Annotated in this window: 17 protein-coding genes and 1 pseudogene; 9 read left to right on the forward strand and 9 right to left on the reverse strand. The window is 56.2% G+C overall.

The features are described 5' to 3' along the window. Positions 1 to 125: 125 nt before the first annotated feature. Positions 126 to 998 carry a LysR substrate-binding domain-containing protein gene (locus ACR0C9_RS20940; protein ID WP_480781943.1) on the forward strand — a complete coding sequence of 291 codons (873 nt, stop codon included), beginning with the start codon at positions 126 to 128 and terminating at the stop codon, positions 996 to 998. Between the two features lie 218 nt (positions 999 to 1,216). Further along, positions 1,217 to 2,110, forward strand: a complete 894-nt coding sequence (locus ACR0C9_RS20945; protein WP_480781944.1) for a LysR family transcriptional regulator — start codon at positions 1,217 to 1,219, stop codon at positions 2,108 to 2,110. A 70-nt stretch (positions 2,111 to 2,180) separates the two neighbouring features. Here ACR0C9_RS20945 and ACR0C9_RS20950 read toward each other — a convergent pair whose 3' ends face one another. Beyond that, positions 2,181 to 2,807 (reverse strand): LysE family translocator, encoded by a 627-nt coding sequence (locus ACR0C9_RS20950; protein ID WP_480781945.1) that lies wholly within the window; start codon positions 2,805 to 2,807, stop codon positions 2,181 to 2,183. Between the two features lie 571 nt (positions 2,808 to 3,378). Next, positions 3,379 to 4,272: a GNAT family N-acetyltransferase gene (locus tag ACR0C9_RS20955; RefSeq protein ID WP_480781946.1), complete on the reverse strand. Its 894-nt coding sequence runs from the start codon at positions 4,270 to 4,272 to the stop codon at positions 3,379 to 3,381. Positions 4,273 to 4,986: 714 nt separating this feature from the next. On the opposite strand from ACR0C9_RS20955, the gene ACR0C9_RS20960 reads away from it, so the two are divergent. From ACR0C9_RS20960 to ACR0C9_RS20975, 4 genes are all read left to right on the forward strand, one after another. After that, a complete protein-coding gene (locus ACR0C9_RS20960) occupies positions 4,987 to 6,027 on the forward strand; it encodes an ABC transporter substrate-binding protein (protein ID WP_480781947.1) in 1,041 nt (346 codons plus the stop codon). Between the two features lie 90 nt (positions 6,028 to 6,117). Further along, on the forward strand, positions 6,118 to 8,244 hold the full coding sequence (locus tag ACR0C9_RS20965) for an ABC transporter permease (protein ID WP_480627271.1): 2,127 nt from the start codon (positions 6,118 to 6,120) through the stop codon (positions 8,242 to 8,244). Then, positions 8,241 to 9,314 (forward strand): ABC transporter ATP-binding protein, encoded by a 1,074-nt coding sequence (locus ACR0C9_RS20970; RefSeq protein ID WP_480781948.1) that lies wholly within the window; start codon positions 8,241 to 8,243, stop codon positions 9,312 to 9,314. Before ACR0C9_RS20965 ends, ACR0C9_RS20970 begins: the two co-directional genes overlap by 4 nt. 2 nt (positions 9,315 to 9,316) lie before the next feature. Further along, complete coding sequence (locus tag ACR0C9_RS20975; protein WP_480627240.1) at positions 9,317 to 9,883, forward strand: histidine phosphatase family protein; 567 nt, start codon at positions 9,317 to 9,319, stop codon at positions 9,881 to 9,883. A gap of 6 nt (positions 9,884 to 9,889) precedes the next feature. On the opposite strand, the gene ACR0C9_RS20980 is transcribed toward ACR0C9_RS20975, so the two are convergent. Both ACR0C9_RS20980 and ACR0C9_RS20985 read right to left on the reverse strand, forming a co-directional pair. Continuing rightward, a complete protein-coding gene (locus ACR0C9_RS20980; protein ID WP_480627239.1) occupies positions 9,890 to 10,657 on the reverse strand; it encodes an inositol monophosphatase family protein in 768 nt (255 codons plus the stop codon). A 551-nt stretch (positions 10,658 to 11,208) separates the two neighbouring features. After that, positions 11,209 to 12,852 (reverse strand): winged helix-turn-helix domain-containing tetratricopeptide repeat protein, encoded by a 1,644-nt coding sequence (locus ACR0C9_RS20985; RefSeq protein ID WP_480781949.1) that lies wholly within the window; start codon positions 12,850 to 12,852, stop codon positions 11,209 to 11,211. 96 nt (positions 12,853 to 12,948) lie between these two features. Between ACR0C9_RS20985 and ACR0C9_RS20990 the strand changes: the two genes are divergently transcribed. Next, entirely contained in the window at positions 12,949 to 14,436 is a 1,488-nt protein-coding gene (locus ACR0C9_RS20990) for a tetratricopeptide repeat protein (RefSeq protein ID WP_480781950.1), read from the forward strand. Between the two features lie 379 nt (positions 14,437 to 14,815). On the opposite strand, the gene ACR0C9_RS20995 is transcribed toward ACR0C9_RS20990, so the two are convergent. From ACR0C9_RS20995 to ACR0C9_RS21005, 3 genes are all read right to left on the reverse strand, one after another. Then, on the reverse strand, positions 14,816 to 15,637 hold the full coding sequence (locus ACR0C9_RS20995; protein ID WP_480781951.1) for a DMT family transporter: 822 nt from the start codon (positions 15,635 to 15,637) through the stop codon (positions 14,816 to 14,818). Between the two features lie 342 nt (positions 15,638 to 15,979). Continuing rightward, a complete protein-coding gene (locus tag ACR0C9_RS21000; RefSeq protein ID WP_480781952.1) occupies positions 15,980 to 16,366 on the reverse strand; it encodes a carboxymuconolactone decarboxylase family protein in 387 nt (128 codons plus the stop codon). A gap of 20 nt (positions 16,367 to 16,386) precedes the next feature. After that, positions 16,387 to 17,232, reverse strand: a complete 846-nt coding sequence (locus tag ACR0C9_RS21005) for an SMP-30/gluconolactonase/LRE family protein (protein ID WP_480781953.1) — start codon at positions 17,230 to 17,232, stop codon at positions 16,387 to 16,389. 116 nt (positions 17,233 to 17,348) lie between these two features. Here ACR0C9_RS21005 and ACR0C9_RS21010 point away from each other — a divergent pair. Both ACR0C9_RS21010 and ACR0C9_RS21015 read left to right on the forward strand, forming a co-directional pair. Beyond that, a pseudogene (locus ACR0C9_RS21010) lies at positions 17,349 to 17,477 on the forward strand (transposase family protein); the annotation flags it as partial. 49 nt (positions 17,478 to 17,526) lie between these two features. Continuing rightward, complete coding sequence (locus tag ACR0C9_RS21015) at positions 17,527 to 17,931, forward strand: hypothetical protein (protein WP_480781966.1); 405 nt, start codon at positions 17,527 to 17,529, stop codon at positions 17,929 to 17,931. 17 nt (positions 17,932 to 17,948) lie between these two features. Here ACR0C9_RS21015 and ACR0C9_RS21020 read toward each other — a convergent pair whose 3' ends face one another. Then, entirely contained in the window at positions 17,949 to 18,191 is a 243-nt protein-coding gene (locus ACR0C9_RS21020; RefSeq protein ID WP_480781954.1) for a hypothetical protein, read from the reverse strand. Beyond that, a complete protein-coding gene (locus ACR0C9_RS21025) occupies positions 18,169 to 19,059 on the reverse strand; it encodes an AraC family transcriptional regulator (protein ID WP_480781955.1) in 891 nt (296 codons plus the stop codon). Before ACR0C9_RS21025 ends, ACR0C9_RS21020 begins: the two co-directional genes overlap by 23 nt. Positions 19,060 to 19,130: the final 71 nt, after the last annotated feature.

Genomic DNA, 19,130 nt, shown 5'->3' on the forward strand with positions numbered 1-19,130 from the left:
CGAACATTGATTGAGCAAACAAACCGAGCATTGCATGGGCCTCCCATGATGACCGTAGCTTCAGATCGTTGATCATAGAAACGAATAATATTGTTTATCATGATGAGATATGTAAATCTTGAGCTATGAAACGCGACCTCGAAATCGACCTGCTGCGATCCTTCGTCGCTGTCGCAGCCCATCGCAATTTTACCCAAGCTGCGCACGCAATTGGGCGTACACAGTCTGCGGTCAGCCTTCAGATCAAACGTCTCGAAGAGATTGTGGAGAAGCGCCTTTTTGAACGCAGCCGTCAGTCCGTGACCATCACGCAAACCGGCGAGGCGTTACTGGTTTATGCAAACCGTATTCTGACCACAAATGACGAGGCATTATCGCATCTCCAGCGCCCCGAAGCAGAAGGGCTGATCAGGATCGGAGCACCTGATGATTACGCAACTTACCTGCTGCCGCCTCTATTGTCGGCGTTAAGAAAAGAACACCCTCGGTTGCAGTTTGAAGTCACATGTGACAATGCCAGCGACCTGCTGCCATTGATGAGACAGGGACAGCTTGATGTGGTCGTCGCCACGCACCGTCCCGAGGCCGTCGGGGGGCGGATCGCACGACATGAACCGCTTCATTGGGTCGCCGCCCCTGATTTCATTGATGATCCTGATGCGCCACTCTCCCTTGTTCTCTTCCCGGCAGGCTGTGTGTGCAGAGAAATTGCCTTGGACGCATTGAAATGCATCGACCGCCCGTGGCGCGTCGCCTATTCAACTCGCAGCATAGGATTGATGGAAAAGGCCCTTCTGGACGGCTCGTCAGTATCTGTGATGGAAGCTTCTGTCATACCTAGCGGTCTCAGGATTATTGACGGGCAAGCGGGCTTTCCGAGACTGTCTGAAGTCGTGATATCTGTTCATAATTCAGGAGCATGCGAGGCACATGTTTCTCTCGCAGCGGATTTCCTTGCTGGCAAATTGGGAAGGGCCGCCTTGCGAGCCGTCTCATAAGAAATACTTGACGACCGTGCTGTAGATTGAGCAGACAACGACTGCTCTGCCTTTTGCACCTGTCTCATTTCGTATCTTACCAACCCACGTAGTAGGGAGCGAAAGCGGGGAATACCTTATGATACGATTCTGCCCCGAGCCAGAATCGACCCCACCTAGGAGTTTTTCGAGTTCTTCCCTCTGCTCGGCGTGCTTTTTCGGGTTGTCCCGGATTCCCTATGTCTGACTACCCAAACCTCAGCGGTCTGCGGGCTTTCGAAGCGGCAGCCCGGCACAGCAGCTTCTCGCAGGCCGCTGAAGAGCTGGGAGTATCCCCTGCCGCGATCAGTGCTCAGGTGCGCAAGCTGGAGGCCGAGCTTGGCATTGTTTTGTTCCACCGGGGACATCGTGCCGTTGCCTTGACTGAAGAAGGCGAACGATATGGGCGGCGCGTCTCAGAAGGTTTTGCTCTCCTTGCGCCACCCGGTGTGATCCCAACCTCCTCCGAGCCGCGCGTCTCCATTGATCTTGATGCTGAGTTTTGCCGTCAGTGGTTTCTACCGCGCCTGACGCCCGCAATTCTCGATGAGTTGGGTGTCCATCTGAACCTGCGCACGCATAGCGATACGCCGCGCAGCCTTCCGGCGGACACTGACATTGCGATCACCTGGGGGGCTTTGGAGTTCAATGGCTACAAACGGAGCACGTTTCTGCGCCCCGATCTGTTCGCGGTCGCAGCACCCGCATTGGGTGTGTCAACGCTGGACGAGACAGTCAGGCACCGGTTGCTGCACGAGCGTGATGACAGCTGGTGGCGCACGCTTTACGAGCTGGCTGGAATAGAATTCCCTGAATCCGCGAAACATCTCACCTTCAGTCGCTGTGACATGCCCATTGAAGCCGCCGCGCGGGGGCTTGGGATCGCCGTGGGTGACGATGTAAGCGCTGAACGGTTCCTACAGGATGGGCGGCTTGAACGCATCCCGGGACCGATACTTGAAAGCCGAAACTATCACCTGCTCGTGCGGCGCGGGCGCTCCACTGCTCCGACGCCACGGGTTGTGACCTGGCTGCGCAGTGAGGCTAAACTGTTTACGTCCGAACAGCAGAAACGGTTGGAAGACTCCCCCTGATTTGCAGGCTTCTGCCTCGCGGCAAACGCGGGCGGGGGCGAAGCTAGCTCCTTGAGTCTTCTCCATCTGTCTATGCTCGAAGGCGGATGCTGTTGACTGATCCGGCTATCGACTTTGTTCCAGCCGCGATGAACACGAGGCCGATAGCGCGCGCGATCAACGTGCTATGGCGTGAGAAAACACGCCGAGTAACAGGCAATCCCGTCCAGAAGATGACCCCGATGGTTGCCACGCAGAAACCCAGAAAAGCGGCAAGAACCAACGGTATCGCGTTCTGGAAAGTCATCGCGTCCTCAAATCGGGCAAAGACAGCCGTAAACATCGCGAGCGCGAAGGGATAGGCCTTCGGATTCGTAAAGCCGAAGATCAGCCCTGATCGCCACGGAATCTGAACGATGGCACTAGCCTTTGCCCCCTGGGATACGAGCGCCTTCCATCCAAGCCAAATGAGATAGGCACCACAAACGATGCCCAAGATATCAAAGAGCATCGGACCCATCTGAGACACCCCAATAATCGCTGAGATTGCGAGTATCGTCCAAGCTAGATCGCCAAGCAGATGACATCCTAGAAAGGCCGCACAGGCCGAACGCCCCGGGCCAGCAGAAAGACTGAGTGCCGCCAAGGTGGCAGGTCCAGGAATGAACACATACAAGAGTCCTGCGACAAATGTGGTTGCTAGAAGTTCTGGCATCATCGGGACAACTGCAGTCCTTTTATTCGTCAGATCAAAACTTCGCTGCGACGCAGAATTCTGTCAATGCGGCCCCTGGAGCCGTCCTATGCAGTCGAGGTGGTCTTGGTGTATCGGCTTTGATGCACAAAGCAGCGGTTGTGCGCGGCACGAGCTAGTCTAGAGCCGTCCAGAATCGTGACGTCTTTAACGAAGTTTCTCCTGGGGCGGCGTCGCTGGTCTTGCATGGCGTAGAACTCGGTCAGAATCCGCTGTTTTTCTCTGGGCGCTTTCATCAAAGCCGCCATTGGCTCAGCTGCGTCGAACGGCGGCTTCGTCCGCATTTTACCAGTTTGCTGGCGGCTCGAATTTGCAGATGCAGCGAATGACCGCAAAGCGGGCTGCGTCTGCAGCACACCGACTGGCTAGTGAATGTCCGGATTGGGCCGTCACTATCCGAGCGTAGGTTTGCCGTGCCTACGTGCTGGCACTGCTCCAAGGACCGCACCGAGCTCATTTTGCTCATACGACGCCGCGCAGCGAATGTCTGGTCGTTTATGCGCGGCCGCACTGAGCGCAAAGCACAGTTGTGAGATCAAAGTGTGAGGTCCCAGGTTTCTTGCACGCTCTCACTACCAAAGTGATACCCGGAAACGCGCTCTGTCAAAGTGAATCCGAATCTAGCGTAGAGCGCGCGTGCGACTATCTGTGTCTCGTGGGTCATTAACGTCATGCGTTTGAACCCTGATGCACGCGCGTGATTCAGACAGATCGTCATCAAACGCTTGCCCAAGCCCATTCCGCGGGCCTCGGGTTCCAGAAAGAATAATCGCAGTTTCGCGACGCCGGGTTCTTCTGTATTCATGCAAAAAATTGATCCAAGCCGCGTCTCGCCGCTATGAGCAATAAAGGCGCGGTTTCCATCAATGCCTTGGATCGGCAAAAAAGCCGCAAGGATCTGCATGACGAGCATCTCCATGCGGTAATCAAATTTATAATCTGTGTAATAGGTCTCGGCGTGCCGATTGACGACCCATCCGGCGTCGCCTGGGGTTAAATCGCGAAATTCGACTGGACCCGGCAGGTCAAATGATCTCACCGCCTGCTCCAAAGCCCGGGCGACGCGCCCTGCATCTGCCCCATCCAATCGCTTGTGGACCTCAAGCGCCATCCGGTCGACAAGCTCGCTAAACTTCTGGTGCCCAGATTCAGTAAGATGAAGTTCCTTTTGCCGTGCATCATGTTCAGAAGGTTTTCTTAGAATCCATCCGGATCGCTCAAAGTTCTTCAAGATACGACTGACATAGCCTTCGTCGAGGTCCAGGGCATTGGCGATCAACCGGGCAGTTGAGCCATTTTGCACTCCGATCTCATAGAAAACCCGCAGTTCTGTGAGGTTCATTCCACTACCGCCGTAGTCGGGGGAGAACAAACCCATTCTCTGTGTGTAGAACCGATTGAAGGCGCGAATTGTCGAGATGTGATCCATTCTGCAATTCCATTTACTTGACAAATTCAAGTAATATGGAGCTGCTTGATTTTGTCAAGTAAAAGTACGGAATGCTGTAGCGCCAACGTAAAGACTGCGTCCCTACATTCTCAATGGCTAAAATCCTCAATGGCTAAAATCGCGTGTGGGCCAAATTCAAAACTAGTGTTGGTCTAATAAGGTCCGGAAAGGGCCGTCTACGCGTTCAGCTGACGGCGGGGTAGGGGCCTGTGCTGCAACGGCACCGAGGTCCGGAATGAGCCCATTGTTGACGTTCGCAGGGTAAGTTTCCTTGGTCATGCAGGGCGATGAGAGCGCATTGACTGCGTGAACCCACACATCACAAGTGGGGTCAAAATCGGAAGCTAGCTTTCAACATTCGCTGCAAAATCTGTATTACCGCTAGACAATCTGATTGCCCAGAACACATTCGCCAATTGGCGCAAGTATCAAGTTCCGCGCATTCGAAGGCTATGGATGAGCTTGCGATCTTCCTTTGAATAATGTTCGCAAAAGTGCTCCGTTTGGATCGCACTGATATTGTCGCTCTGCAAAAATCCTTGCGAAACAAGCGTTAGAGTGGTCAGACTTACATAGTCGCAAAGGGGAAAAGCCGTACCGAGACTGGTGAAATCAGAAGATGCCACACTTAAGCGTGGCCGCCCTCACAGGTGACATGACAGTTCCCGGCTCAAAGCTGGCAGCTGGATAATTATGGGAGGAAAGATTTTGAAAGAACTGACAAACACACTTGCTGGCTCACTGATCGCATTCGCCGCTTCCATGGGTGCTGCGCAAGCCGACAAGCTGACATTCTACTGTTCGGCGCAGGAAGACTGGTGCCAGCTGATGGCGCGCAGCTTCGAGGACGCCACCGGCATTGACGTGAACATGACTCGCAAATCCTCTGGCGAGACCTTTGCGCAAATCCGTGCGGAAAGCTCAAACCCAAAAGGAGATGTCTGGTGGGGCGGCACGGGTGACCCGCACCTTCAAGCGGCCGAAGAAGGTTTAACTATGGAATATGTCTCGCCCATGCGTGACCAGTTGCATGACTGGGCAATTTCACAGGCCGAAAGTGCTGGCAACAAGACCATCGGTATCTATTCGGGTGCGTTGGGCTATGGCTACAACTCTGACCTCCTGGCAGCCAACAACCTGCCTGAACCCGCCTGCTGGAAGGACCTGCTCAAGCCGGAATATAAAGGGCACGTTCAGATGGCGAACCCGAATTCGTCCGGAACTGCCTACACCACGCTGGCGTCGATGGTGCAGATCTTTGGCGAGGACGAGGGGTTTGAGTTCATGAAAGGCCTTCACGCCAACATAAATCAGTACACGAAATCCGGTTCAGCACCCATCAAGGCCGCGGGTCGTGGCGAGAACACGATCGGCATTGTCTTCATGCATGACGCGGTCAAGCAGGCGGTGTCGGGCTTCCCTGTAAAGGTTGTCGCCCCGTGCGAGGGCACTGGTTACGAGATCGGTTCGATGTCGATCATTGAAGGCGCTCGCAACGAAGAAGAAGCCAAGAAGTTCTACGACTGGGCGCTGAGTGCCGAAGCGCAGAACCTCGCGCTTGAAGTCAATGCCTTCCAGGTCCCATCCAACAAGGGTGCGCAAACATCTGAAAGCGCCCCGGATATGAGCCAGATCAAGCTGATCGACTATGACTTCAAAAAGTACGGCTCCTCTGATGAGCGCAAGCGTCTGCTGCAAAAGTGGGACGAAGACGTTTCGGTGCTGCCGCAGTAAGTGGCTGACACTGCAAAAACCAGGACCCACCCGGTATTGATCTTCTGGATCTTTGTCGGGTGGGTCGGCTACGTCCTGCTGCCATGGTACATGGTTGAGGATGGCCTTTGGTCATTTCAATGGCTCTTTAGTGGCTATCCGTTTGATGAAGATTTTGCGCCCGCTCTGTTTCTGATCGGGCAGGGTGAAAAGCTCTGGCTTGCACCCTTGCTGATCCCGCTGGCATTGCCGATTCTGGTGCTGGGGAAACCTAAATCTGATCCGATCTACGCTAAGACACTGATACTCGCGGGTGCACTGGGCTTTGGCTGGCTGATTGCGCAAGGCTTCGGGATCGGCATTCGCGGCTTCAACTTCGACTGGCTCAAGGCCCTGTTTGGCGAGCCAAAAATCCGACAGTTCGGCATGGGGTATGGCGCGATGCTCTGTGCGTCTGCCTTCCTGTTCCTGCTCACGCAGGGCATCGCGGCGCGCGGTGCAGTCAACGGCGATGTGTTTGTCGTCAGCGCGATCGGCGGCGTCATAACAATCGTCACCGCCTTCGTGTTCTTTCCAATTGCCAACATGCTGTTTTCGGCCTTTGTGACCGAAGACGGCGCCTATTCGGTATCTGTATTTGCCTCGAAATTCTTTGATGACCGTCTTTGGGGATTGGGGTGTTTTTGGGGTGCGAAATGCGGCGCCGCGTGGAACTCCCTCTTTTTGGCCATTCTCGTCGGCCTGATCACCACGGTTCTGGGACTTTGTTTTGCACTTGTGGTCACCAGGTCAGGGTTTCGGTTCAAGCGCGGGATGCGCGCGCTGACGGTTTTGCCAATCATCACGCCCCCCTTCGTAATCGGGCTGGCCTTGATCCTACTCTTCGGTTTATCCGGGTCGGTCACAGTCTTTTTTGCCGATCTTTTTGGCGTGCAACCGTCGCGGTGGCTCTATGGAATGCCGGGTGTCCTGATCGCACAGACGCTGGCCTTCACCCCCATCGCATTTCTGGTGCTGATCGGTGTTGTCGAAGGCGTATCGCCGTCGATGGAGGAAGCCGCCCAAACGTTGCGCGCCAATAGGTGGCAAACCTTCCGAACGGTGTCGCTGCCCCTGATGAGACCCGGTCTGGCGAATGCCTTTCTGCTCGGTTTCATCGAAAGCATGGCCGACTTCGGCAACCCGCTTGTTCTAGGCGGTAATTTTGACGTTCTGTCGACCGAGATTTTCTTTGCCATCGTCGGCGCGCAATATGATCAGGGTCGGGCCGCCGTGCTGGCCATGGTACTGCTCTTCTTCACGCTGTCTGCCTTTTACGCGCAGCGCGCCTGGCTCGGTAAGAAAAGCTACACCACCGTTTCCGGCAAGGGGGACGCCGGCGTGCATCCGCTGATGCCCAATGGGCTGGCAATACCCGTGCTAGCCATCGCGACCATCTGGGCGCTGTTTACAGCGGTTGTGTACGGCATGATCATTTACGGCAGCGTCGTTGAGCTTTGGGGCGTCAACAACACGCTCACCTTCAAACACTATGTCACCGCCTTCTCAGTGCGCATTGAAGAGGAAGGCATCCGCTGGACGGGTGCTGCATGGGACAGTTTCTGGACCACCATCAGCATTGCGGCCATAGCGGCTCCACTGACGGCAGCTGTAGGACTGGTGACCGCCTACTTGCTCACGCGCCAAAATTTCGCCGGAAAGAACGCCTTCGAATTCGGAACGATGCTGTCCTTTGCCATTCCCGGTACCGTCATCGGGGTCAGCTACATCCTGGCTTTCAACGTTCCCCCGATCGAAATCACAGGCACCGGTGTGATCCTCGTGATCAGCTTCATTTTCCGCAACATGCCCGTTGGCGTGCGTGCGGGTATCGCATCCATGTCGCAACTGGACGGGTCGCTTGATGAATCCTCGCTGACGCTGGGCGCAAACTCGTGGCAGACGTTCCGACGCGTGATCCTGCCCCTGCTCAAGCCCGCCATCCTAGCGGCACTCGTCTACAGTTTTGTCCGCGCGATGACCGCGATCTCGGCAGTCATTTTTCTGGTATCGGCCGAATACGACATGGCGACCAGCTACATCATCGGGCGCGTCGAGAACAATGATTACGGCCTTGCCATCGCCTATTCCACCACGCTGATCTTCGTGATGCTGGCATCTGTAGGGCTTTTGCAATTCCTCGTGGGCCGCGTGCAGATCGGACGGCGCACCCAGATCGGAGCGGAAAGAACGACATGACGGATACCAACATTGCTAGTAAAGCCGCGCCGGTTCGGTTCGAAGGAGTGACAAAAGTATTTGGCAAAGATGTCGTGGCCGTCGACAACATCGACCTGCATGTGGAAGCAGGTAAACTGGTGACGCTCCTGGGACCATCGGGCTGCGGCAAAACGACGACGCTGCGCATGATTGCCGGTCTGGAGATGGCCAGCTCGGGCCGGATCGTGATTGGCGATCGCGACGTGACCAAGCTGCCCGCGACTGATCGCGATGTGTCTATGGTGTTTCAGTCTTACGCCCTGTTCCCACATATGAGCGTGCTGGAAAACGTGATGTACGGTTTGACATTCTCAGGCTTTGATAAGAGCGAGGCCAGATCGCGCGCGCTCAACGGGTTGGAACTGGTGGGCCTCAAAGGCTTCGACAACCGTTTGCCTAGCGAGCTGTCAGGAGGCCAGCAACAACGTGTCGCAGTCGCCCGCGCGCTGGTGCTGGAACCGCAGGTGCTGCTCTTTGACGAACCCCTGTCGAACCTCGATGCCAAACTGCGCCGACAGGTGCGCGAAGACATTCGCTCCATTCAGCGGGACCTCGGACTGACGGTTGTCTATGTAACCCACGATCAAGAAGAAGCGCTTGCCGTGTCCGACGAAATCGTCGTCATGCGTAACGCCGCCATCGCCCAGATCGGGACCCCGCGACAACTCTATGACGCGCCAATCGACCGCTTCGTGGCTGACTTCATCGGTGAAGCGAACCTGATCGAGTGCAAAATCGTCGAAGTCGATGGCGATCAGGCGACAATCGACATCGAAGGACACCGCCACAGCTTGCCCTCTCGCGATTTGCCCGTGGGTCCGGCAACGCTGGCGGTGCGTCCGTCCCGCGTCCTAATCGGATACGAAACCGGCATTCCGGCAAAAGTCTCCAAGGCTACCTATGTCGGCGTGCGCATGGAATACACGCTGACCGGCGCATTCGGACAGGTGTTTGCCGTGCAGGACGACGCAGATGACCCGTTGCAGCCGGGCGCTGACGTCAAAATGGCCTTTGCAGACCGGGGACCGGTTTTGCTGCCAAAGGGCTGACATTGCCGAAACTCGTTATCATTTCGCACCCGGAAGTGGTCGTGAACCCAGAGATCGCAATCACCAACTGGGAACTGAGTGAGGTGGGCCGCACCCGGGCCGAAGCATTTGCAAATGCGCCGATCATGGCCTCGGTCAGCGCCATCTGGTCCAGCACCGAACGCAAGGCAGAACAGACAGCTGCGATCCTGGCCAAACCGCACGGCCTTGAGGTGAAGGTAAACCCGGCGCTGGGCGAAAACGACCGCAGTGCCACCGGTTTCTTGCCACCGCACCAGTTCGAAGCCGCCGCCGATGCATTCTTCGCTGCACCCGACGTGAGCTTTCGCGGCTGGGAAACCGCGACAGATGCTCAGGCCCGGATTGTCGGGGCAGTCACGTCAATCATGGACGCGCACGAAGGTGGTGATCTTGCCATCGTAACCCATGGCGCGGTTGGGACGCTGCTCTGGTGTCATCTCTCGGGAGTGCGGATTGATCGCCAGCACGACCAGCCTGGGCAGGGGCATTTCTGGAGCGCTGATTTGGACACGCTGTGCTGTAGCCCCGGCTGGCGTGCTATCGCCTGACGCAAATCAGACGTGCCATGCCTTCTCGCAAATTGCTTTGAGATCATCAAAGATCTTTGGCGTACCGGCAATGACGCGGCCACCATTGCGGATCATTTCATTGGCGTCCTGTTCTTCGACGACACCACCGGCCTCTGCGATCAACAGTTGACCGGCAAGACAGTCCCACGCGTTCATATGCTCTTCGACGTACCCCAACAGCCGGCCTGCCGCGACATAGGCAAGCGACAGCGCGCCGCTTGCATTGCGATGATACATGGCCCCGCGTTCGATGATGGCTGAAATGATTGGGATCACCTTTGCCGCTTCGATGCGGTTCGAATATCCGACCGAGACGGTCCCGCTTGCCATATCGACGCCTGATGCGACCTGCATTGGCTGCCCGTTGAGCGTTGCTCCCGCCCCCCGCATGGCGACATAGGTCTCAGCCACGTTCGGCTCGTGAATGACACCGATTTGTGTTTGTCCCTCTGCAACAACCGCCAGGACGATCGTCCACGCCGGAATGCCGTTTACGAAGTTCGTGGTGCCGTCAATTGGGTCGATCACCCAGTCAAACCCGCTGGACCCTGATTTCGCATCATGCTCCTCTCCGAAGATTCCGTCATCGGGATAGGCCTCGGTTATTTTTTCTCGAACATACGTCTCGACATTCCGGTCGGCTTCGCTGACCCAATCCTGAGCACCCTTTGCGTCCACCACCAGAGTGTCTCTATTTCCAAAATATCTAATAGCCAACGCGCCTGCTTCTTCAGCCACTTTGGTGGCGAACATACTTCGATCAGAGATGCTATGCACTCGACCCTCCTGCCGTTAAATTCTGTTTCTGATTATGAACAATAGGCGCTGCCGGGAGTCAGCACTACCAAGCAACATCGAAACCCTTTCGTCGATTTCTTCGGATACATATTACGACAACGAAATGAAGCCCCAAACTAATAGTGGACAACGGACCTATGCAATTGATGTCTCTTACGTGAAGGCCCGCTTTGAGCGCGTTGTAGCCCAAAGCCGATTAATTTCCGACGGTACAGCTTAAGCCCAAAAAACCCTTGACCGACCATAAATGTAGCGACTGCTTTGTCCGCAGTGGGTAAGTTCGAGCAGGTCAGTTAACTCGCGGGCGCAGCGAATGTCTGGAAAGCGGGCTGCGACCACAGCATCGCGACACTGTACTGAACGTCAGGATTGGGCCGTTCTACCCAATGAGCTAACAGCGAAGCAGGGAACTGTGCTGCAATGGCACCGAGGTCCGGAATGAGCCCAAACTACCGGATGCTGCGCAACGCACGAATGGCGGCTTGGCGGTGGATCGCGTGGCCCGTTCAATGCTGTGGCATGCCTGTCGCTTCCATAGCGACCAGCCAGCGATCGAGCGCTCCCGGGGCAGTCCACATGCCGGTATTGATGTCCCGTTCCTTCGACACAGTCCAGGTCGGGTTTTCTGCAAGGTACTCCGTCATCGCTTCGCGACCCTTTTCATGATCACCCAGGCAAGAGTGGATCGCCGCAAGAACCTTGTTGGCCGCCACGGGCATGGAAGGCACCGACCGAAAAGCCTCCAATGCCTGGTCGCATTCCTCCATTTGCCACATAGCTTTGGCCTTTACCCACTGAACGTTACGTCCATAAAGTGGGTCGATAAGTTCGAGCGCTTCGATCGTTTCCAAGGCATCTTCTGTTCTACCTACATTAGTCAGAGCTGTAGCCAGCCCCATGGCAACAATTGATGACGAAGGGTTCAACTCGAGCCCGCGCTGAAAGGCGATAATTGCAGCCTCGACATCACGGTTGAACATCAGCGCGCGGCCAAGCGCGTGAAAGGTGAAGAAATTGTTCGGATCGAGTTCAACGCTTCTACGGGCGAGGTCGTACATCCGTTTGCGTGTCGCCTCCTCGTCGCCTTCAATCCATCCGTAGCGCAACCCGATGCGCAGCGAAAGCGCCTGACCGAGGTGACCCCAGGCGGAATCGGGGTACATTCTGATCGACTCCTCCTGCTCTTCAATGTTCTTCAACAGGTTTTCGCGTGTGAAGTTTCGCATGATCCGGCTTTGTGCAGCGTTGGAAATCAGCAACGCGCTGACGTCACCGGAAGTTATGCTTGTTTCGGCTGTATCGACCACCTTGACCCCGACGGCATTGGCGATTCTCCGGCTGATCTTGCTGTTCGTTTCCAGCAAGGCACCCAGAGGCACATCAATCTCATCAGCCCAGATATGGGCCTCGGACGTGCCGTCGATCAATTGCGCGGTGATCCGTAGTCGCGATCCATCGTATTGCTGGCTGCCTTCAAGGATAAAATCGGCACCAAGCTGCTCCGCAATTTCCAGGACACCCAGATTTGTACTGCGAAACTGGAAGCTGGAGCGGCGTGAAATCACCGTTAACTGCGGTGAATAGCGTGCCAGATTCGTGATGATACTCTCAGCCACCGCGTCGCTCAGATGGCCCTGATGCGGGGCTGCGCTGAAATCTTCGAAGGGCAGAACCACGATCACCGGCGGTTCGGAAGGTGCAACCGGGCGCAACACGACAAAGGCGATTGCGCTGGCCGCCGCCACGAGGAAGGCTATAACTGACAGAGGGCCAAACCGAAACTTTCCTGACACTGCAACGTCGGGTTCGGGCAGGATCAGCCGGTATCCCTCGCGCGGAACAGTTTCAACGATGCGCTTATCGGTATCGCCCAGAACACGCCTGATTTCGGCAATACATTGCGCCACGCTGTCATCTGCAACGGCACGACCTGACCAAACCTCGCCGATCAACATTTCACGCGTAACCGTTTCGCTCGGATGGTCAGACAGAACGGCAAGGACCTCTCGGGACTGATGCCGCAATTCGACTTCCTCACCATCGAGATTGAAAATGCGCCCGGATGACCGATCTATGATCGCCGTTCCCAGGTCGATTTCAGAAGATTTCAAAACTCTTCGTTTGCCGAAACGCACAATCTTAGCTCCCATTTACAACATATTAGACGGCGAGCCGCGCGAAAATCAATTTCCCGCTGTGAACCTGACACGGGGTGAACAGCCCAATCAATCAAGGGAGGATGATCCATGAAATTTTCGACCAAGGTGTTGACCCTCTTTCTGATCGGCGCAGCCGGTGGAGCCATTGCACAGGATCAGAACGCGAATCTCGGAGAGGTGAATTTTGAAACCAGTTGCACCGAAGCTGGCGAGGCCGCGTTTGAGACCGGTCTGCTGTTGCTCCACCATATGATGTACCGTCAGTCGGCCAAGGCATTCGAGCAATCAGTCGCGGCCGATCCCGATTGTGCAATGGCACAGTGGGGTATCGCGATGACGAAGTTCCACCCGCTCTGGCCCGGTGGCCCGACGCCCGAGGAAACCGCCGCGGGCCGCGCCGCCGCCGAAGCGCTTGCTGCAATGGATCACGGCTCAGCACGCGAGGCGGCGTTCATCAAGGCCGTGCTGGCATTCTATGAGGGTGAGGATGTTCCCTATCGCGCAAGGCTTGCGGCATGGGCTGCCGCACAGCGTTCTGCTCTCGATATCTTTCCGAACGACCATGAAGCACAGGCATTCGCTTCATTGGCGCAGATGACCGTCGCACCGAAAGGACCGGACGCGGTACCTGATCTAATCGAGGCAGGTGCGCGGACGGATGCGCTCCGCGCGGATGCACCGCGCCATCCCGGGGCCTACCATTACTCCATCCACGCCTATGATCACCCGGCCCTGGCCGAGCGCGGTCTGGAAGTATCTCGTGGATATCTGGAGATGGCACCGGAAGTTCCGCATGCGCTGCATATGCCAACCCATATCTTTACCAGGCTTGGGCTTTGGGAGGAGTCGATCGCGCTCAACGTCCGTAGCGCAAATGCTGTTCTTGCCCAGTCGGATGCTGATGTCATCGTTGATCACTATCCGCATGCTGTCGATTATGCCGTTTATGCGCATCTGCAACTGGGACAAGCCGATCAGGCAGCGGCGATGCTGGCCGATATGGAATCCCATGCCAATCTGGAAAACATCTTTGGCACGGCCTATGCCGCCGCCGCAGCGCCTGCGCGCATTCCGCTGGAACAGGATGACTGGGCCGCCGCTGCTGGTTTGTCCCGGTCACTGCACGAGGCGGTCAGTTGGGAACGGTATCCTCAAGCGGTTGCAATCCGCTGGTTTGCCATCGGGATCGGTGCAGCACGTTCCGGTGACGATGCTCTCGCACAGGAAGCACTTTCCGAACTGGCCAGCCTTGGTGCAGTGATGAAGGAGCGTGAGATGGGCTACTGGCTCGCCCTTCTCGATGCTCAGACCAAAGGGATTGAGGCCTGGGTCGCATACGCAGACGGCAATAGCGAGGCCGCGATAACGCTCATGCACGAGGCCGCGGATGTCGAAGACAGGGTCGGCAAGGCCCCGGTTACACCCGGCCACGTCTTACCTGCGCGCGAACTTCTGGGTGATTTGTTGATGGCAACCGGCGATGCGGGCGGTGCGGCAGCAGCGTACGAAGCCGTCCTGGCATCATCACCCAACCGCCAACGCAGTCTTTTTGGGCTGGCGAAGGCAACACAATAGCCGGGAACCGATCTACATATCACGATTGGCAGTGAGCCGTCTGACGATCTTCGCCGGGCGGCTCGGATTTCTTTGCAGGGGGTCTGTTTCGACACCAAATAAGTAACGGGAACTAATTGAACAAACCCCCGTTTGCTTAGCGCAAATAGACAAACCATTTGGGCGCAAAAACCCAACCCGGGCATTGGCGCAGCCGCAGCGAAATCTCACTTTGTCCGCCTTCTGTCAGTCCAAGCCTGATCAAGTGAAAGGTCTCTGTCTCGGGGACCTGCCATTCGCGCTTGGTGTAACGAAACACTAGGAAGAGCCCAGACTTCTGAATGCTGCGGCGTGAACAAACGTTCGGTTGTCAAAAAGAGGCCTAAAAAACGCCATGAAGTTAATGCCGGTTGCCCTTCGGTGAAAGTGTGAGCACGAGCAGGGCGAAAATGATTAAATTGCCCCCAAGCATTTGCGTGGTCGAGAAGGACTCTCCAAAGACCACCCAAGCGACAATTGCCGCCCAGAGCAGCGATGTCAGCCGGAAGGGGGCAACAAATGAGGCCTCGCCCCATTGGAGCGCAGTCGTGATCAACAGCATGGCGACGCCGTGGCATAGGCCAGCTGCAAGCACGGCCACAAGCGCCGGGGCATCGTCAAATTTCCATTCGCCAACTCCAAGGCATGCACCCACGAGCACCATCCCGATTGATGCGTAGAGCGTCAGTGCAACAGCGCTGAATTCAGGCCCCAGCTTTCTTGTCCACAACTCGCGACCGCCCCCCATCAATGCGCTCAGCAGCGGGAAAATGATGTACCATCCCGAGGCGACGGCTTGAACCGACAGCATAATACCCGCTCCCAGCATGCCGATGGCCACCGCGACCAGTTTTCCGAGGGTCAGACGCTCCGACAGAACTATTGGGGCCAGAAGCGCCACAAACAGGATGTTGGTCAGGTCAATGAAGACCGCCAGCGAAAACGGCAAGGAAACCAGCGCAACGACGAAGAAGTAGACATTGGCGATCGTGAACCCGGTCCTGATAAAGAGATCACGGTTACGCAGGCTGGGAAGCGGCGTTCGCCGATACCTCAGGATCAGGACACAGCAAGCCACGGTGGCCAGGGATCGGACGGCGATGATCTGATTTGTGGGCAGGTGACTCGCATAAAGCTTCACGAAGGTGTCGTTGGCGACCAGAAAGAACGCGCCCAGTGCCATCAGGGCCGGGGCTGTGCGGGGGTGAGACAATTGCATGGGCTGTAACGTCTTTCCTTGGGAATTGTCCGGGGGTGGTCTGCGCCATCTGGGATCAAATGCCTAAAAACAAAAAAGCCCCCGAAGGGCTCGGGGGCGCATGGCAACGGATATGGAAACCGCTATCGGACCATGCACCTCGCGTTCAAAAAATAAAGAGTGTTGAGATTCATGACTGGTCTCCTGCCACACCGTGCATAGGCGCTGCTGCCCGCTTTGGCAATGCTGTTGGGAGAGTTCACTCGATGTAGCCTGAGTTTTTCACCTGTATCGACCGTTTTTTGGCCGGGGTATTTTGGCATGGGGTTATTGTCCAGTCTCGCCACGTTCCTTGAAAACCTCCAACGCTACGTTGAGCGCATTGATGGCGGCGGGAAAGCCACCATATAATGCCATTTGCCAGATCGCTTCCGCGATTTCCGTTTGGGTAAGACCAGCCTTCAGCCCTCCCTCAATGTGAATGCGAAGTTGAGGAGCTGTCTGTCCGCCCAAAGCGGTAAGAGCGGAGATCGTCGCAAGGCTGCGATCACGAAGGGACAGTCCTGACCGATCATAGTGCTGCCCGTAAACGAAACTGATCAGGTCCTGCGGCATTCCAGGTAGAAGCGCGCCGTAACGCGCCTCTAGGGCCTCTTCCAAACCGGGGTTATGCCTTTCAGCCAGTGCCTTGCCCCGCTCATAGGGATTTTCCATGTCGCTCATCCTCTCAAGTCTCAGGGGTAGGCTCGCGCTGACACATTGCCTTCCAACATGGAAGGAAGAACCAGCGTGTTGCCGTATGCCGCAATATCCGCAAGCCCGGCAGGATACTCGGCCACGACCGTATGAGCACTATCCGCCCCGACCTCGAAGAGCTGCCCCGTCATCCAGTCACTGACCAGAAGCACATTGCCGATCCGCACAACGCCGTCGAGGTTTCCAAGACTCGGGACAATGGTGCTGATCGCTTGAGTCTCAAGATCGACCGCGAGCAAAGAGCCGGGTACCTCCGTAGAAAAATCGTCGCGCATCCCTTGTCCCCAAGACCCAACGACAAGCCTCTCTTCGTCCAGGTAAAGGCCATTCGGATGCGCCAGTGCCTCGTCTTCAAGCCAGACGGTTATGTCGCCTGCCTGATAGTGCCAGATACGATTGCCTATGAAGTCGCTGACGTAGGCCTGTTCGCCATCGGACGTGATGTCGTTGAGAAACACCGCACCATCGACCTCTAGGCTGCGCAGAAGGGTTCCTGTTGGCAGGTCGATCTCGTGCAAACGTGTGAGGTCGGCGACAAGAAGCGTGTCCCGGACAATCGCCATGCCCTTTGGCGCGTTCAGCCCTGTGATCCAGCTTGGCTCCGAAATCTCGCCATCCGGCGACAGCAGGGCCAAGTGCCCGCTCCCGTCCGCTTGGCCGGGGTGCCCTTGGATCACGCTGACGATGATACGATCATGTGTCACGTCGAAAATCGCACTTTCGGGCATATCGAACGGACCAGTAGTCCAACTTGCGGGATCGGCATGCAAAGGTGATGTCAGGCCGATCAGAACAGTCGCGATAGATGTGATGGTATGGTTCATAAGTTGCTCCATTGCCGTGCAGCAATCTCTATGATTCAGATACGGATATGGCTATTCTCTATTCTGTGGTATCTTCTTTCGATACTTTTTTCGCTTACCAGCATCGTGGGGTGATCATGCAGGCGGAACTTTTCGAGCTTCTGAAGATTGTTCTGAAAGCGCGCCGGATGACGTATGCAGACCTGGCTGAACTGCTGGGACTGTCAGAGCCAACCATCAAACGCATCTTTGCTGAGAGGGATTGTAAGCTCAGCCGCATGAATGAGATTTGCGCCGCGCTCGGTCTGACTCTTGATGATCTGGTGGCAGAGGCAAACCGCGTTGATGTGCAGCCGACTCGACTTACTGACCGTCAGGAGGCACAACTTGCCGAGGACCGTACAAAGTCCGGTCGAGTTTCGCCGCGACGGTCCCCTGCATCAAGCCCTCGCGGCGTTAAACATGGCATTTCTTCGCAGCACCTACCTCGCGCAGGACACAGAGCATTCGGCCTATCTGACTCAAACACGTCGCATGACGCAGAAGACAGCGCAGCATATTCTGGCGCGCCTTCGTGATGTTCAGATCGAATTGTCGAACCTCGCCCGCAGAGATCAGCTCACTCAACCTGAAAATGCGCTCCGGAGCTTCAAGATTGGTATTGCGCTCTCTCCTATAGTGTTCTCCGAGCTGCTTTCGTTGGCAGCAGAAGGCTCATAGCGCCAAAACTCATACGTTTATGTTACCGGCGATAACGATCGTTTCTGACCGCCCCGATTCTCCGAATGCAGCCATTGGCACACCCGCAGCGAAAGGGCGCTTCGTCCCGCATTCTCGTCGCTCGCCACCTGAAAATGCTGCGCGATGGACGAATGGCCGGTATGGTGAAGCTGCACCGCGGCGATCAGCCAAGGACTGAACGGCAGGTCTGGGCCGCCAATGCCAGTCAGAGGCTCATCAACCGGCAGCTTCCAGAGCACGGTCTTGCCTGGGCGCTCTGCCGAACTTGCGCGAATACTCTCTCGAGAACTGTGCGGAGCTTTCGTAGCCCACAGCGAATGCGACTTCGGAAATCTTGGCGCGACTTGTTCTTAGGTCGTCTCTGGCCTTCAACATGCGCAGCTCCTTCTGATATTGGAGCGGTGAAGTTCCTGTGACAGCTTTGAAGTGCTCGAAGAAGGCCGAGTTGCTCATCCCGATCCTCTCAGCCAGATTTCTGACAGCGATGGTTTCCGACAGGTTTGCCTGTATTTCGCGGGTTGCCATTAAAATTCGGCTGGCGGTGCTCTCTTGCCAGAGAAGCCTTTGCAGGGTCTGCGCATGTTGTCCGATCAAAAGTCTTGCATGGATTTCGCGGGACGTAATCGGTGCCAACAGATGCCGCGTTTCCCCTTCCTCGCACTGAAGGAAATAGCGGTGAAGTGCGTCTGTCAGACCTGGATCGGTGTCACACAAACAGATCGAGAATGGATCAGCGGACTTCACACTCATGGTGGAGGACACCGAAGGCGCTAGTGACCTGAGAAGATCGAGATCGAGAGGAAGGACCAAGGCCGTGTAGGGCGCCCCGGGGGAGGCCTCTGTAATGCGCGAAACAACCGGCAAGGTATGGCTGACGATAAGCGACCGCCCGGCGCCGACCGTGAGTGTTCGAGTGCTGGACCCGACCCGCTTTGCGCCTTGCAGGATAAGACAAAGTAGTGGTCGATAGACGGTTGCACTCAAGTCGGTTGTCGCGTGATGCCGCAGGAGGTGGGTGCCGCTCTGCGCATGATGAAATGAACCTTCTGCGATGCCTGCTTGATCGAGCAGCGCGGTGATGTGAGATAACAGATTTTCGCTCGTCATGTCGAAGGCCTCCCTAAGGACGTCTTTCGATAGCATCACCACACACCCCACCAAAACAGAAATCTCTATTT

The sequence above is a fragment of the Ruegeria sp. C12 genome (assembly GCF_056537745.1).